General features: G+C 35.3%; 14 protein-coding genes. 10 read left to right on the forward strand and 4 right to left on the reverse strand.

From position 1 onward, the window contains the following. Positions 1 to 3: 3 nt before the first annotated feature. Both JF259_RS03025 and JF259_RS03030 read right to left on the reverse strand, forming a co-directional pair. Positions 4 to 300: a putative quinol monooxygenase gene (locus JF259_RS03025; RefSeq protein WP_199113195.1), complete on the reverse strand. Its 297-nt coding sequence runs from the start codon at positions 298 to 300 to the stop codon at positions 4 to 6. 3 nt (positions 301 to 303) lie between these two features. Continuing rightward, entirely contained in the window at positions 304 to 1,140 is an 837-nt protein-coding gene (locus tag JF259_RS03030) for an SAM hydrolase/SAM-dependent halogenase family protein (protein WP_199113197.1), read from the reverse strand. Positions 1,141 to 1,541: 401 nt separating this feature from the next. Between JF259_RS03030 and JF259_RS03035 the strand changes: the two genes are divergently transcribed. Next, on the forward strand, positions 1,542 to 2,495 hold the full coding sequence (locus tag JF259_RS03035; RefSeq protein ID WP_199113199.1) for a PhoH family protein: 954 nt from the start codon (positions 1,542 to 1,544) through the stop codon (positions 2,493 to 2,495). Positions 2,496 to 2,759: 264 nt separating this feature from the next. Next, entirely contained in the window at positions 2,760 to 3,707 is a 948-nt protein-coding gene (locus tag JF259_RS03040) for a phosphoribosylaminoimidazolesuccinocarboxamide synthase (RefSeq protein WP_199113201.1), read from the forward strand. 178 nt (positions 3,708 to 3,885) lie between these two features. Here JF259_RS03040 and JF259_RS03045 read toward each other — a convergent pair whose 3' ends face one another. After that, positions 3,886 to 4,521, reverse strand: coding sequence for a YceI family protein (locus JF259_RS03045; RefSeq protein WP_199113203.1), 636 nt, complete (start codon positions 4,519 to 4,521; stop codon positions 3,886 to 3,888). A gap of 172 nt (positions 4,522 to 4,693) precedes the next feature. Between JF259_RS03045 and JF259_RS03050 the strand changes: the two genes are divergently transcribed. The 8 genes from JF259_RS03050 (at position 4,694) to JF259_RS03085 (ending at position 14,017) form a co-directional block, all read left to right on the forward strand. Further along, a complete protein-coding gene (locus tag JF259_RS03050; RefSeq protein ID WP_199113205.1) occupies positions 4,694 to 5,242 on the forward strand; it encodes a nucleotide exchange factor GrpE in 549 nt (182 codons plus the stop codon). Between the two features lie 9 nt (positions 5,243 to 5,251). Next, the gene (dnaJ, locus tag JF259_RS03055) at positions 5,252 to 6,367 is read left to right on the forward strand and encodes a molecular chaperone DnaJ (RefSeq protein ID WP_199113207.1); all 1,116 of its coding nucleotides are present in this window, start codon (positions 5,252 to 5,254) and stop codon (positions 6,365 to 6,367) included. 287 nt (positions 6,368 to 6,654) lie between these two features. After that, positions 6,655 to 7,581, forward strand: coding sequence for an ABC transporter ATP-binding protein (locus tag JF259_RS03060; RefSeq protein ID WP_199113214.1), 927 nt, complete (start codon positions 6,655 to 6,657; stop codon positions 7,579 to 7,581). Between the two features lie 4 nt (positions 7,582 to 7,585). Then, a complete protein-coding gene (locus JF259_RS03065; protein WP_199113216.1) occupies positions 7,586 to 8,899 on the forward strand; it encodes an ABC transporter permease in 1,314 nt (437 codons plus the stop codon). Between the two features lies 1 nt (position 8,900). Continuing rightward, on the forward strand, positions 8,901 to 9,812 hold the full coding sequence (locus JF259_RS03070) for a mechanosensitive ion channel family protein (RefSeq protein ID WP_199113218.1): 912 nt from the start codon (positions 8,901 to 8,903) through the stop codon (positions 9,810 to 9,812). A 3-nt stretch (positions 9,813 to 9,815) separates the two neighbouring features. Continuing rightward, positions 9,816 to 10,982, forward strand: a complete 1,167-nt coding sequence (locus tag JF259_RS03075) for a sigma-54-dependent transcriptional regulator (protein ID WP_199113220.1) — start codon at positions 9,816 to 9,818, stop codon at positions 10,980 to 10,982. A 593-nt stretch (positions 10,983 to 11,575) separates the two neighbouring features. Then, positions 11,576 to 12,769, forward strand: coding sequence for a glycoside hydrolase family 88 protein (locus tag JF259_RS03080; RefSeq protein WP_199113222.1), 1,194 nt, complete (start codon positions 11,576 to 11,578; stop codon positions 12,767 to 12,769). Positions 12,770 to 12,997: 228 nt separating this feature from the next. Continuing rightward, entirely contained in the window at positions 12,998 to 14,017 is a 1,020-nt protein-coding gene (locus JF259_RS03085) for a LacI family DNA-binding transcriptional regulator (protein ID WP_199113224.1), read from the forward strand. A gap of 3 nt (positions 14,018 to 14,020) precedes the next feature. Here the strand turns inward: JF259_RS03085 and JF259_RS03090 are convergent, their stop codons facing one another. Then, entirely contained in the window at positions 14,021 to 15,328 is a 1,308-nt protein-coding gene (locus JF259_RS03090; RefSeq protein ID WP_199113226.1) for a cryptochrome/photolyase family protein, read from the reverse strand. Positions 15,329 to 15,403: the final 75 nt, after the last annotated feature.

Below are 15,403 nucleotides of genomic sequence, written 5' to 3' on the forward strand. Positions count from 1 at the left end.
TAATTACTCTAAACTTTCTAGTTTTTCGACACTCCAAGCTTCGGGTTTTATGTTAAAAAGCGGCTTGGTTTTAGCCCAAACATCCTTGAATAACTTAGATTGCCTATACCGCTCCAAATCCGCTTCGGTCTCCCAATAGCTATAAGTGAAAAACGTGGTAGTATTTATTTTATCTCTATATAGTTCCAAAAATAAACATCCTTTAAAATTTCTGATCTTTAATTTGTTGTCGTTAAAGTTGTTTAGAAATGCTTCTATGTTATTTTCATGGAATCCCATTTTTACGATTCTTACAAACATAGTCTATTCTTTTAAGAAATTTACGGTAACGGTGTCCATTAAATTGAGACCCATTAACGATGAAGCACTTCCAACGGTGGCACTATTACTTTTATAAACAGCAATTTCTAAAAAATCCCCAGAATTAAATACAACCAAGCCTCGGCCTTCATCATGGCGTTTATCCTCTGGAATATCGAAATTCACAATATCGCTGTATTTTTTGTAGATAGATTTAAACTTATAGTTACGGGCACTAATTATAAAAGGGCGCCCTTTTTGTATGGTTTCAAAAAAACTGCGTTTAATATTGGTAACTACATTGCCATAGTTGTCCACATAAATAATGCTTCCGATTATTTGAGTCTTATCATCGTTTACATATGGAACAACATTTTTAATGGGCTTTGTTTCATGGATGGTTTTCCCAATAACCTCCAAGGTTCCTCCTCTTGCTATATGACAGGCAACTTTAACAAAAACATCCAATACAGGAAAACTACTTTGAATTCTGTCATGAATATTGATCTCTACAATTTTTTCGGGTGCAATTTCAGAACAGATCATACTCATGATACCATTGTTGGCACATATAAAAAAGTGATCGTCTAATTTAATGGCAATATGCTTGTTCTCTGGATTTATTTCAGAATCGATACCAATTACATGAATAGTGCCTTTAGGAAAACTACTATAGGCATTTTGTATTATATAAGCTGCTTCAAGAATGTTAAAGGGCGAAACCGAGTGGGAGATATCAACAATTTTAACATCTGGTAGTTCACTGTAAATAGCTCCTTTTGTCGCACCAGCAAAGTGATCTTTTTCACCAAAATCTGTTGTTAATGTAATAATCGCCATTGGCAAAATTGTTGATATGTTTTTAAGGTTTGGTCGCTCAAATTTATGTATTTTTGAGTTTTAACAAACCTACATAATTTTTTCGTTTTCGTTTTTATGTTTTAAGCGAAAAATATGCAGGAATCAGGGACTAGTTTAGAAACTGTTTAAAATTCGTTTTTGAAATTTGTTATAGGTCATTTTTTTGCCAATTAAGGCTTTAAAACCGGAGTTTAGCAGCGCTAAACGAGGATTTTCATAACGAAAAGTGGTGAAAAAAGGGGCATAACAAAACCAAAAGATGGAATTTAAACAGTCTCTTAATAAAGAATAATTGGTTGGTTAAAAAAAATAGATCATTTTAACATAATGTTTGTTGTTTTATTAGTGTGCTGTAAAATAACATAATAAAAAGATAGCCTTTGAACGAAATTATTATCGAACTTGAAGAAATTACTCCAAAAGAATTTTTTGGAGCGCAAAATGCGAATATCGAGCTACTAAAGAAATACTTTCCAAAACTTAAAATTGTAGCGAGAGGAAATAAAATCAAAGCTTTTGGAGAAGAAGATTTACTCGAGGAGTTTGACCGAAGAATAACGATGCTTTTAAAACATTTTGCCAAGTATAATAAGCTTGATGAAAATGTAATTGAACGCGTACTTACCAGCCATAGTAGTGATGACTATACGACTTCCCAGCAGAGCGGGGAAGTAATTGTGCATGGTGTAGGAGGGAAACTCATTAAGGCACAAACAGCCAATCAGCGAAAGTTGGTGGAGAGTATTCGTAAAAATGATATGGTTTTTGCAATTGGTCCGGCAGGAACAGGTAAGACCTATACAGGTGTTGCTTTGGCCGTACAGGCATTGAAGAACAAAGAAGTTAAGCGTATTATTTTAACAAGACCAGCAGTTGAAGCAGGAGAGAATTTAGGTTTTCTTCCGGGCGACTTAAAGGAAAAGTTAGACCCCTATATGCAGCCATTGTACGATGCTTTACGCGATATGATTGCTCCAGAAAAATTGGCGCATTATATCGAAAATGGTACCATACAAATAGCACCATTGGCTTTTATGCGTGGTCGTACCTTAGATAATGCTTTTGTTATTTTGGATGAAGGACAAAACACTACCCATGCCCAGATGAAAATGTTTTTAACGCGTATGGGGAAAAATGCAAAGTTTTTGTTAACGGGAGACCCTGGACAAATTGATTTGCCGCGTCGTACTATTTCAGGATTGAAAGAGGCTTTATTGATTTTGAAAAATGTAGAAGGTGTTGGGATGATCTTTTTAGACGATAAAGATGTAATTCGCCATAAATTAGTTAAAAAGGTAATAGCGGCTTATAAGAGCATAGAGAATAGAGAGTAATTTTTGCATTTAGTAGAACAAATACCATTGTTAGTTATGTAATAATACATTGAACTCATCTTGATTTTTTTTTTTGATTGAAGTGAAAATTAGTTATTTTGAGTTTGATGGAAGGCATTTTTGAGTTGCATAGCAGGGCTACGGAATGAGAAAATGACGAAAAGCAGGCTCAAAAGGGCAATTTTTAACCAATTGGAAAAAGTCAAGAAGAGTTCATTATAAAAAGTTTAATAAATAAACTCATAAAAGAATAAACAGTAAGAAATGAGTAATACAATAATTGATACCAATTTCAATTTTCCTAATCAAAAGAGTGTATATAAAGGGAAGGTAAGAGAGGTTTATAATATTAATGACGATGTTTTGGTAATGGTTGCTACCGATAGGTTATCGGCCTTCGATGTTGTTATGCCAAAAGGGATACCCTACAAAGGCCAGATTTTAAATCAGATAGCAACAAAGATGATGAAAGCTACCGAAGATTTGGTTCCCAATTGGTTATTGGCTACGCCAGATCCAAATGTTGCTGTAGGACATTTATGCGAACCTTTTAAGGTAGAAATGGTGATTCGAGGTTATATGTCGGGGCATGCAGCCCGTGAATACAAGGCTGGAAAACGTTTGCTTTGTGGTGTGGAAATGCCAGAAGGGATGAAGGAAAACGATAAGTTTCCAGAACCCATTATAACTCCTGCAACGAAAGCAGAAAAAGGAGATCATGACGAGGACATTTCCCGGGGAGACATTTTAAAACGCGGTATTGTTTCGGAAGCTGATTATATTGTACTTGAAGATTATACACGTAAACTCTTTAAAAGGGGAAGTGAGATTGCAGCGAGTAGAGGTCTTATTCTAGTTGATACTAAATACGAATTTGGAAAAACAAAGGATGGTAAAATTGTATTGATTGATGAAATACATACGCCGGATTCTTCTCGATATTTTTATGCAGATGGTTATCAAGAGCGTCAGGAAAGAGGTGAAGCACAAAAACAACTTTCAAAGGAGTTTGTGCGTCAATGGTTAATTAGTAATAACTTTCAAGGCCTAGAGGGTCAGGTTGTACCTGAAATGAGTGACGAATATATTGAAAGTGTTTCTGAACGCTATATCGAATTATATGAGAACATTACAGGCGAAACTTTTGAAAAAGCTGATGTTTCCAATATTCAATCGCGTATTGAAACCAATGTGCTGGACTATTTGAAATAGCATACTCTAGTATTATAAAATAAAAGAGGCTGCCTGAAAAGTGTCATCCTGAATGAAATGAAGAATCTCTTAAAATATAAAAACACTAGTTTTTTAATGTGTTAAGATTCTTCGCTCCGCTCTGAATGACAAAATAAATCACTTTTCAGGCAGCCTTTATTGTTCTATTTTACCTACTTTATTTTGTAGCCGTAACGCTAATTTTTAAATCGATATCATCATTAATAAACTTATCGCCTAGGTTTGTGAAAAATGATTTGGACTTAAACTTAATTTCCCATTTAGATCGGTCAATTTTAAAGGTGTCACTGGTTAATGTTACACTGTTGTTATTGTTTGTTATACTAACAGGAAAAGCTACTTTGTTTGTAATGTTTTTTACTGTTAGGTTTCCAGAAATCATAGTTTCCCCTTCATTTTTACTTACCTCTGTAATTTCGAAGGTCGCGTTTGGGTGGTTTTCAACATCAAAAAAATCGGCGCTTTTTAAATGTTTTTCTAATCGGGCGTTACTTTCAGAGTCTTTAATGGAAGCCATGTCAATGCTAAATTTACCGCTTTCTATATGCCCGTTTTTTAATGTTAATGCTCCCTGTTTTAGTTTTACGGTACCTGTATGGGAACCAGTGGGTTTGTATCCGGTCCAAGTAATAGATGAGGCAGTCACATCGGCAGTGTACTTTTCAGAAGCTTCTGATGCTTTAGCAACGGTTTCCACTTGAGCTATGTTGTCTTCTTTGGTTTTGCTTTTACATGCAATAACCGATACTGCTATAGCAGAAATAGTAAAGAGTGTTATGATTCTTTTTTTCATTTTGGATCGTTTTAATGTTTAATTGTAAATCTACAATAAATTGTTTCCATAAAAAATTAAAGAAATGTTAAACAAATTGTATAAAATATTTTGTGACATTATGGCATTTTTATAATAATGGCAGTACTTTTGCCAACTAATTTTAGTATTTGTGAAAATTTTAGATACGACAATGAGCAAAACAAAAAAAACAAACGACATAGAAAAAGAACAAATGGACAGTATTGAAAATGAAACTGTTGAAGTTGAAGAGCAAGAAGTAGAAACGCTTACAAAAGAGGAGAAGCTTGAGATTGAATTAAAGCAGGAGAAGGATAAATTTTTACGCTTGTTTGCCGAATTCGAAAATTATAAAAAGCGTACTTCCAAAGAGCGTATAGATTTGTTTAAAACTGCTAGTCAGGATGTTATGGTTGCAATGCTGCCTATTCTTGATGATTTTGATAGGGCTTATTCTGAGATATCCAAGACAGAAGAAAAAGAACTCTTAAAAGGGGTAGAGCTTATCAATAATAAGCTAAAAGCAACTTTGGAGCAAAAGGGACTTTCTGTGATAGATGTTAAGCAGGGTGATGCTTTTAATGCAGATAACCACGAAGCGATCACGCAAATACCTGCCCCAAGTGAAGATTTAAAAGGAAAGATTATTGACGTAGTAGAAAAAGGGTATATTTTAGGAGATAAAGTGATTCGTTTTCCAAAGGTTGTTATCGGACAATAAACCAGAGACATGGCTAAAAGAGATTATTACGAAGTATTAGGAGTTAGTAAAGGTGCTACGGATGCTGAGATAAAAAAGGCATACAGAAAAAAAGCAATTCAGTACCATCCAGATAAAAATCCGAATGACAAAGAGGCTGAAGCAAATTTTAAAGAAGCAGCCGAAGCTTACGAGGTATTAAGTAATGCCGATAAAAAAGCACGCTACGATCAGTTTGGTCACCAAGCCTTTGAAGGCGGCGGTGGTTTTGGCGGCGGCAGCATGAATATGGACGATATATTCAGTCAGTTTGGAGATATCTTCGGAGGTGCATTTGGTGGCGGATTTTCAGGATTTGGCGGTGGCGGTGGCCAGCGTCGAGTTAAAGGGAGTAATCTACGTATTCGCGTAAAATTAACCTTAGAGGAAATTGCTAATGGCGTTGAGAAAAAAATTAAGGTAAAACGTAAAATTCAAGCACCCGGAACTACTTATAAAACATGTACAACCTGTCACGGTACCGGACAAGTAACGCGTATAACCAATACGATTTTAGGTAGAATGCAAACAGCTACTCCTTGTAATGTTTGTGGTGGAGCGGGACAAATCCTTGATAAAAAGCCTTCGGATGCAGATTTACAAGGTTTAAAAGTAATTGAAGAGACCGTATCCATTAAAATTCCAGCAGGCGTAGTTGATGGTATGCAATTAAAGGTTTCTGGTAAAGGAAACGAAGCCCCTGGAAATGGTGTTTCAGGAGATCTTTTGGTAGCGATAGAAGAAGTAGAACACGATAAGCTCCAGCGTGAAGGTGATAATTTGCATTACGATTTATATATAAGTTATCCAGATGCGGTTTTAGGTACTTCAAAAGAGATTGACACCGTAACAGGGAAAGTGCGTATAAAAATTGAAGCAGGCATGCAGTCTGGAAAAATTTTGCGCCTACGGGGAAAAGGAATCCCGAGTATTAATGGCTACGGGAGAGGCGATCTTTTAGTTCATGTTAATGTTTGGACACCTAGAACATTGAGCAAACAGCAAAAGGACTTTTTTGAAACCATGCAGAACGATGAACATTTTCAACCCAAACCGGAAAGTTCGGATAAGTCGTTTTTTGAAAAAGTAAAAGATATGTTCTCATAGAGCACATAAGAAAAACAGGTCTTTATTTGATTTTTTTTGAGAAAGTTACGGGGCAGTTTATCCTGTTTTTGATAAAAAAAAACTATATTTGAAGTATCACTAATTAACATTAGTGGTAATTTTTCTTTTTCATAGCAATTTTTTTCCCATCCTTAAAGTTTATTTTAAGGGTGGGTTTTGTTTTTATGCCAATTATAGTTTTTGTGTTTTATTTCTTAAAGCATATTAGTTGTAGCCAAGGATATTAATTTAATATATTTACCAACAACAAGTCAATTATAAAACGAATGAGTAACTTATTGGAGGTTAATAAGGTTTCTAAGAAATTTGGTGATTTTAGAGCATTAAATGAAGTGTCCATTACCGTTCCTAAAGGAAGTATATTCGGGCTATTAGGACCTAATGGAGCAGGTAAAACCACACTTATAAGGATTATTAACCAAATAACGATGCCTGATACGGGAACGGTGCGATTGGATGGCGATCTGTTAAATAGCAATCATATTAAGGACATAGGATATTTGCCAGAAGAGCGCGGACTCTATAAATCGATGAAAGTAGGAGAGCAGGCTTTATATTTGGCACAGTTAAAAGGCTTAAGTAAGGCCGAAGCTAAAGCCCGTTTAAAATATTGGTTTGAACGTTTGGATATAGGCGATTGGTGGCATAAGAGAATTCAAGAACTGTCGAAAGGGATGGCTCAAAAAATACAGTTTGTTGTTACTGTTTTGCACCAACCCAAACTTTTGATTTTTGATGAACCTTTTTCTGGATTCGACCCTATAAATGCCAATTTAATTAAAGATGAAATTTTGCGTTTACGTGATGATGGGGCAACTGTTATTTTTTCGACCCATAGAATGGAATCTGTTGAGGAGTTATGTGATGACATAGCGCTTATTAATAAATCCAATAAAATTCTTGATGGTAAGCTAATAGATATCAAGCGGCAGTATAAAATAAATACTTTTGAGGTAGGAATCAAGGCCGCAGATAACAGTGGACTGAAACACGAGTTGTCTCAGAAGTTTAATGTTTCACCAGCGAATTTTAAGACTTTGGATAATGAGTTGAAATTGAACATAAAGATTGCAGAAACTGAAACACCAAGTGAATTGCTTTCATTTTTAACCTCTAGGGGGGAGGTGTCCCATTTTGTGGAATTGATCCCCAGTGTAAACGATATTTTTATTCAAACCGTAACGAATAACTAAATCTATGAATCATTTACCGCTCATTATAAAACGCGAATATCTAACTAAAGTTAAGAACAAATCATTTATAGTAATGACCATCTTAAGTCCAATCATTATGATTGTGCTTTTTGGGGTTGTTGCATATTTGTCACAATTGAATAATGATAAAGTACGTCGTATTTCCATTCTTGACGAATCGGGTTTGATTCAGGATGCCTTTAAAGATTCAGAAAAGATTAAGTATCGTATTTTAGATACTATGTCTTTAGGAGCTGCTAAATCCTTAGTAGAGGAGGCATCGTCATATGGACTATTACATATCGAAAAGGTAAATGATGTAAATGCACTGTCCAACCATATTAAATTTTATTCTGAAGAGGCGCCATCGTTAACCCTAATTTCGGAAATGGAAAGTACGTTGGAGAAGAAGCTTACAGAAATTAAACTTGAAAATAATGGTGTGGATGTAGCTATGATTAATGCTTCAAAAACCCCTGTGAATATTGCCCAAGAAAGTTTTAAAGGCGAGAAGACCTCAAAAATAGACAGTGTTGTAAAGTTAATTTTTGGAGGTGCCATTGGCTATTTATTGTTTATGTTTATAATCATTTACGGTAATATGATAATGCGCAGTGTTATTGAAGAAAAAACAACGCGGGTTATTGAAGTTATTATTTCGTCTGTAAAGCCTGTACAATTAATGCTAGGAAAGATTATTGGGACATCTTTAGCAGGGATAACACAATTTGTTGTTTGGATGTGCATTGGTGGCGTGTTAATGACTATTATAACCACAACCATGGGAATAGATGTTTCAAGTATGCAAATGCAACAAGAGGAAATGATAAAGCAAGCTTCGGTAAATCCAGAGTTGCATATGCAGGTTCAGGATTTTATCATGGCTTTTAATCATTTGCCAATTGTTAACTTGGTAATAGCGTTTATTTTGTTTTTTGCAGCAGGATACTTATTATATAGCTCTTTGTATGCAGCCATAGGTTCGGCTGTAGATAATGAAACAGATACGCAACAGTTTGTGTTTCCGGTTTTAGTGCCTTTAATATTGGCAGTTTATATAGGACTTTTTACGGTTATTGAAGATCCCCATGGTACGGTGTCAGTGGTTTTTTCTTTTATACCATTTACATCGCCTGTTGTAATGCTTATGCGTATACCGTTTGGGGTGCCGTTGTGGCAACAGTTGGTATCATTATTGTTATTAGTTGCTACGTTTATGTTTACAGTTTGGTTTGCAGCTAAAATTTATCGGGTAGGCATTTTAATGTATGGAAAAAAGCCTAGTTATAAAGAATTAATTAAGTGGATAAAATACTAAGATGAATCAAGATTTAGAAAAAATAGAAGAAACAATAAAAGAAACCATAAAAGAAAGTTCAATCTGGGAAAAGATCGTAAATTTTTTAGAGTTCAGGCTTATAGATTTTACTTATGGAACAGGTGAAGATGCCACACATATAGAGCTTAAGATAAAATATGTTCTTCTTGTGGCTATTGTGTTGCTTGCTACAACCTATATTCTAAGATGGCTAAAAAAGATGTTTACAAGAAAAATGCCAGATGAAGACAAAGCAAAGTTTAATACTGTTTTTTCTTTTGGCAGATGGCTAATTTACCTTATTATAATGCTTATTGTTTTTGATTCGGCAGGCATAAACGTAACCGCCATATTTGCGGCTTCAGCAGCCTTATTAATAGGTGTTGGTCTGGCTTTGCAAACCTTATTCCAAGATATCATTTCTGGTATTTTTATCCTAGTAGATCAAACAGTTCATGTTGGTGACATTATTGAGTTGGAAGGAAAAGTAGGAAGGGTAGAAGAAATTAAGCTGCGTACTACCAGAGCGGTTACGATGGACAATAAAGTATTAATTATTCCTAATCATTTATATTTAACAAATACCTTATACAACTGGACGCAAAATGGATCTACAACTAGGGAAGCAGTTACCGTTGGAGTGGCCTATGGGAGTGATGTACAGCTAGTAAAAAAGTTATTGATTCAAGCAGCAAGCTCACACCCTAAGGTATTAAAACATCCCGAAGTTATGGTTCAGTTTACCGATTTTGGTGATAGTGCTCTTAACTTTAAAGTAATATTTTCACTAAGCGATAGTTTTAATGCGCGCATACCGCAAAGTGATATCCGTTTTGAAATAGACAGGTTATTTAGGGAAAACAATATAACGATACCATTCCCACAGCGCGATATACATATAATAAACAAATAAATTATGCCTAAAAGAATATTAGTAATTGAGGACGAAGCTGCCATTAGAAGGGTGCTCATCAAGATACTTTCTGAAGAAAGTGACAGTTATCAGCTTGAAGAGGCCCAAGATGGTTTAGAGGGGGTTGAAAAAATAAAGAATGATGATTATGATTTAGTGCTTTGCGATATTAAAATGCCTAAAATGGATGGGGTTGAGGTTTTGGAAGCAGTTAAGAAAATAAAACCTGAAATACCTATTGTGATGATTTCGGGTCATGGCGATTTGGACACAGCTGTGAATACAATGCGCTTGGGGGCATTCGATTATATCTCGAAGCCACCAGATTTGAATAGACTCCTCAATACTGTCCGCAATGCATTGGACAAAAAGGAACTGGTCGTAGAAAATAAACTGCTAAAAAAGAAAGTTAGCAAGAATTTCGAAATGATTGGAGCAAGTGATGCAATCACCCATATTAAGGATATTATTGAAAAGGTAGCACAAACCGACGCAAGAGTGTTGATTACGGGCCCAAACGGAACCGGTAAGGAGTTGGTGTCCCATTGGTTGCATCAAAAAAGTGAGCGTTCTAAGGGGCCTATGATAGAAGTTAATTGTGCGGCCATACCAAGCGAACTTATAGAAAGTGAATTGTTTGGCCATGTTAAAGGGGCTTTTACTAGTGCTAATAAAGATCGTGCAGGTAAGTTTGAGGCTGCTAACGGAGGGACTATTTTTTTAGATGAAATTGGAGACATGAGTTTGCCAGCACAGGCTAAAGTACTAAGAGCGCTACAGGAGAATAGAATTCAAAGGGTTGGAAGTGATAAGGATATAAAAGTTGATGTTCGTATTATAGCTGCTACCAATAAAGATTTAAAAAAGGAAATTGAAGCTGGACGATTCCGAGAGGATCTGTACCATAGGCTAGCCGTTATTTTAATTCAAGTACCACCCTTAAATGATAGGCGGGAAGACATTCCATTACTTATCAATTATTTTTCTGAGAAGATTGCAAATGAGCAGGGCACAGCTAAAAAATCGTTTTCAAACGATGCTATTAAGATGCTTCAGGACTACGATTGGACGGGAAATATTAGAGAACTACGTAATGTTGTAGAACGTTTAATTATACTAGGAGGAAACGAAGTTAGTGAAACCGATGTAAAACTGTTTGCCTCAAAGTAGACACGTTATACTATAAAAATAGACTACCTAAAGGTAAAGTTTTTGTCAACCTGAGCGCGCTTTGGGTTTTCATAATGATTAGCAATAATTATTATGGGCTTTTGAGATTAATTCAGAAAGACAGCTGTTTTAAGCCTTTAGATAGCGAACTCATTTTGATTTTTTCCGTTTCCTTAAAAATGGTTCAAATTTGCTCAAAATTTTTTATGCTCTAAACTAATTATAATTATCGTAAAAGTTTGCCGTAAGTATTTAACAATTTCGCAATTAGATATCATTTAAAATAATACAATCGATTGTATTATTGTTTTAATTTGCTATATTTGTTACCTATCATAGAGTGAATATTATTAAGATAACATGAGTCTTGGATAAGAAATTTTTGTTAGTAAGTGTACCAGATCTGTGATTTGGCGTACTTTGACTACGCTAAGTAGTGCTATTGAATGCTAGAAGAATTATAGATTCAAAGTGCTTCTCGACACAAAATTCTGATAGAAATAGAAGAGACATACTAATTCTTAAAGAGGACTCATGTTACGATAAGGAAATATTCAACATTTATTAATGACGTTATTTAAACTATTAAATCCATGAAAAACATTTGTTTAGCTTCCGTTTTGTTAATCTTAGCTTTCTTAAGTACGGGATGTGCAACGCATACAAAAAAATTATCTAAAGTAAGGGAGGATATTGTTAGGAAATCAGAAGCTCAGTATTCAGAATTAAACAGTATAGCCTATTCTAGTATAGCCGACAAAAATTACATGCCACGGACCGTAGCGGAGGAACAACTTCGATTGGTTTCAAGTTATGATTGGACCAGTGGCTTTTACCCTGGTGCTTTATGGTATTTATATCAACTTACGCAAGATGAAAATTGGAAAGAGCGCGCTTTACTATACACTCAAAAATTAGATACCATTCAGTATTGGGAAGGTAATCATGATGTTGGGTTTATTATGGAATGTAGTTATGGAAATGCCTTAAAAGCAGTGCCTTCAAAGTTATTTGATGCTGTGATTGTACAAACAGCTAAATCACTTTCGGCGCGATTTAGACCCAACGCAGGTATTATACAATCCTGGAATGCTTCTAAAAAATGGAACTGCCCGGTAATTATTGATAATATGATGAACTTGGAATTATTGTTCCATGCGACACGCATTTCAGGTGATTCTACTTATTATAACATAGCAGTTTCTCATGCTGATACAACGTTAAGGAATCACTTTAGAGAAGACAATAGCTCATTTCATGTGTTAAATTACGACACAACAACTGGTAAGGTTTTAGGAAAATATACCCATCAGGGGTATGCAGACAACTCTGCTTGGGCAAGAGGACAAGCTTGGGGGCTGTATGGATTTACGCTTTGTTATAGGGAAACAAAGGATACTAAATATTTGGAACAGGCTTTGAGAATTGCAGACTTTATTAAAAACAATCCAGAGTTGCCAGATGATGCTGTACCGTATTGGGATTACAATGTTCCTAAAACAGGTGAAACACCAAGAGATGCCTCGGCAGCAGCAATAACAGCTTCTGCATTGTATGAATTAAGTACTTATGTAACTAAAAGAAAAAGTGATTACCTGGATTTTGCAAATAAGATCATGTTAAGCCTAAGCTCTCCAAAGTATTTTGCAGAAGCAGGAAGCAATAAAGGTTTCTTGTTAAAGCATTCAGTAGGTAGTTTACCTCATAAAGTAGAGGTTGATGTGCCATTGAATTATGCCGACTATTATTTTTTGGAAGCACTGTATAGGAGTAAAAATTTGAATTAAGGTTTGTGAAATATTAACAGCTTACGAAATAGTGATCTTATGCTAACTGCTAATCATATTTTGGAGTTATGATAACGAACTCTGCTCTTTGCTTATAGCAAGGGAAGGGTGATTTTAAAAAAAGTGAACATTATTTGAAATAAAGAATTTCTTGAAACGAACTATCCTCGAGGAATTCTTTTGATTAAAACAAATGTGTATTTTTGAAACCACGTAGCACGATTTTCAATGAAAGCGAGTAAAACAACCATTCATGATATAGCTAAGGCACTAGAAATTGACAGTTCAACAGTTTCCAGAGCCCTTAATGACAGTCCGCGTGTTACCCAGAAAACAAAGGATAAAATTTTAGCTAAGGCAGAAGAATTGGGTTATCAACGTAATGTGCTAGCGTCCAATTTACGTAAAAATGTAACATATACGATTGGGGTAATAGTGCCAAGGATATCACGGCATTTCTTTTCTTCAGCTATTCAAGGTATAGAAGAGACCGCATATCAAGCAGGTTATAATGTTATTATATGTCAGTCTCTAGAACAGTTAGAAAGAGAAAAAAAAATAGTAGAAACCTTATTAGCTAATAGGGTAGATGGTGTATTAATGTCTATTTCCATGGAAACTTTAGACTATGACCATTTACAGACTTTAAAAGGCAGTAATATTCCATTAGTTTTTTTTGATAGACATTGTGATATACCCGGAAATAGCAATGTGCTAATAGATGATTTTAAAGGCGGTTTTGATGCAACGCAGCACTTAATCGATAAAGGATGTAAAAATATCGTACACTTTTCAGGACCTCAAGCATTAGAGATTTATAAAAAGCGATTTGAAGGATATAAGGCGGCTTTAGAAAATAACGGTATTGTTTTTAGAGATGATCTAGTATTCACATCGCGGTTAATGGAACACGATGGTTTTGAGTGTGCAAAGGAGATTATTAGCAATAATATGGATGTTGATGGTATCTTTTCGGCAAACGATGTGGCGGCTATAGGTGCAATAAAATGTTTAAAACAACATAGTGTACGGATTCCAGAAGATATTGCCATTGTAGGTTTTAGTAATGAGCCCATTTCCAGAGTAATAGAACCATCTCTTACAACCATTGATCAGCCTGGGTTTGAAATTGGCAAGTTGGCAGTTAATCTGCTATTGGAGCAGATAAAAGATAGGTCGTTGATAACTAAAGGGAAATCGGTTGTCCTAGAATCGAACCTAATTACTCGAAATTCATCCAATAAATAGACGTTATCGGTTAATAGCTTTTTTATAAACGCTTAAACAGCGTTCTCTAGCTGTTTTATGATCGACAATAGGTTTAGGATAGGTGTCTTCTTGAAAGTCTGGCACCCATTGTTTAATGTATTCTAGGTTTTTATCAAATTTTTCAATTTGGGTTGTAGGGTTAAAAATTCGGAAGTAAGGTGCAGCATCTACACCGCAACCGGCAACCCATTGCCAATTACCTATATTGCTAGCCATTTCATAATCGTGGAGTTTTTCCGCAAAATATGCCTCACCCCAGCGCCAATCGATAAGCAAATGTTTGCATAAAAAACTACCAACTAACATGCGTACTCGATTGTGCATAAACCCTGTTTTGTTCAATTGACGCATACCAGCATCTACTAGAGGATATCCTGTTTTGCCTTCACACCACGCTTTAAATTCATTTTCATTGTTTCGCCATACAATACGATCGTACTGAGGCTTGAAACTTTTAGTTTGTGTATGTGGAAAATGCCATAGGATTTGTATAAAAAACTCACGCCATATAAGTTCTTGCAAAAATGTTTCATTTTTTTCAGTAATAGCGTTACGTATAACTTCTCTAATGCTCACTGTTCCAAAGCGAAGATGAGGACCTAGTTTGGATGTAGCATCTTTGGCCGGGAAGTTACGTGTGCTTTCATAGCTTTTAATTAGACTGGGAGTTAAGATGTAATCTTTTACTTTTTGTGATGACTTCTTAAACCCAATGTCTGCTAAACTTAAATGCTGTGGTCGAGGCTCTAGAATAAAGTTTGAAATGATCGCTTTGGATGCGTAGTGTTTTAACTCTTGTAATTTAAATTTAGCCTTCCAGCTTTTCATGTAAGGCGTGTAAACTAGGTATGGAGTACCATCGTGCTTAACGATTTCATTTTTTTCATAAATTACATGATCCTTAAAGGTTTTAAAGGCTATTCCTTTGCTTTTCAGGAAGTCTTTTACTTCTGTATCTCGTTCTTGAGCATAAGGCTCGTAATCATGATTAGTAAAAACAGTAGCTATGCTGTAAGGCGTAGCAAGCTGTTTAAAAATGTTAATTGGTGTATCATGATACATAGCTATTTTACAGCAACCCGCCTTTTGAAGTTTATAATTGATATTTGTTAATGTGTTATAAATAAACGTAACACGCGCATTGGTAGTGGGTAAATGCTCTAATATATTGGGGTCAAAAATAAATATGGGTAGTACTGGATTGTTACTATTTAAGGCATGGAATAAACCCACATTGTCATCCAGGCGTAAGTCACGACGAAACCAAAATATATTAATAGGGTCTTTCATGGCTATTGAAAAGCATTTATTACTGGATATAAAATAGAGAAAGTGTCAAACCGCTCCATTCTAAACTATTGCCAT

This window comes from Snuella sedimenti (assembly GCF_016428595.1).
Lineage (GTDB): Bacteria > Bacteroidota > Bacteroidia > Flavobacteriales > Flavobacteriaceae > Snuella > Snuella sedimenti.

Bases quoted from the DNA above. Each gene is read 5' to 3' on its own strand.
- JF259_RS03025 (WP_199113195.1), bottom strand. From the start codon at position 300: ATGTTTGTAAGAATCGTAAAAATGGGATTCCATGAAAATAACATAGAA.
- JF259_RS03030 (WP_199113197.1), bottom strand. From the start codon at position 1,140: ATGGCGATTATTACATTAACAACAGATTTTGGTGAAAAAGATCACTTT.
- JF259_RS03040 (WP_199113201.1), top strand. From the start codon at position 2,760: ATGAGTAATACAATAATTGATACCAATTTCAATTTTCCTAATCAAAAG.
- JF259_RS03045 (WP_199113203.1), bottom strand. From the start codon at position 4,521: ATGAAAAAAAGAATCATAACACTCTTTACTATTTCTGCTATAGCAGTA.
- JF259_RS03050 (WP_199113205.1), top strand. From the start codon at position 4,694: ATGAGCAAAACAAAAAAAACAAACGACATAGAAAAAGAACAAATGGAC.
- dnaJ (WP_199113207.1), top strand. From the start codon at position 5,252: ATGGCTAAAAGAGATTATTACGAAGTATTAGGAGTTAGTAAAGGTGCT.
- JF259_RS03060 (WP_199113214.1), top strand. From the start codon at position 6,655: ATGAGTAACTTATTGGAGGTTAATAAGGTTTCTAAGAAATTTGGTGAT.
- JF259_RS03065 (WP_199113216.1), top strand. From the start codon at position 7,586: ATGAATCATTTACCGCTCATTATAAAACGCGAATATCTAACTAAAGTT.
- JF259_RS03070 (WP_199113218.1), top strand. From the start codon at position 8,901: ATGAATCAAGATTTAGAAAAAATAGAAGAAACAATAAAAGAAACCATA.
- JF259_RS03075 (WP_199113220.1), top strand. From the start codon at position 9,816: ATGCCTAAAAGAATATTAGTAATTGAGGACGAAGCTGCCATTAGAAGG.
- JF259_RS03080 (WP_199113222.1), top strand. From the start codon at position 11,576: ATGAAAAACATTTGTTTAGCTTCCGTTTTGTTAATCTTAGCTTTCTTA.
- JF259_RS03085 (WP_199113224.1), top strand. From the start codon at position 12,998: ATGAAAGCGAGTAAAACAACCATTCATGATATAGCTAAGGCACTAGAA.
- JF259_RS03090 (WP_199113226.1), bottom strand. From the start codon at position 15,328: ATGAAAGACCCTATTAATATATTTTGGTTTCGTCGTGACTTACGCCTG.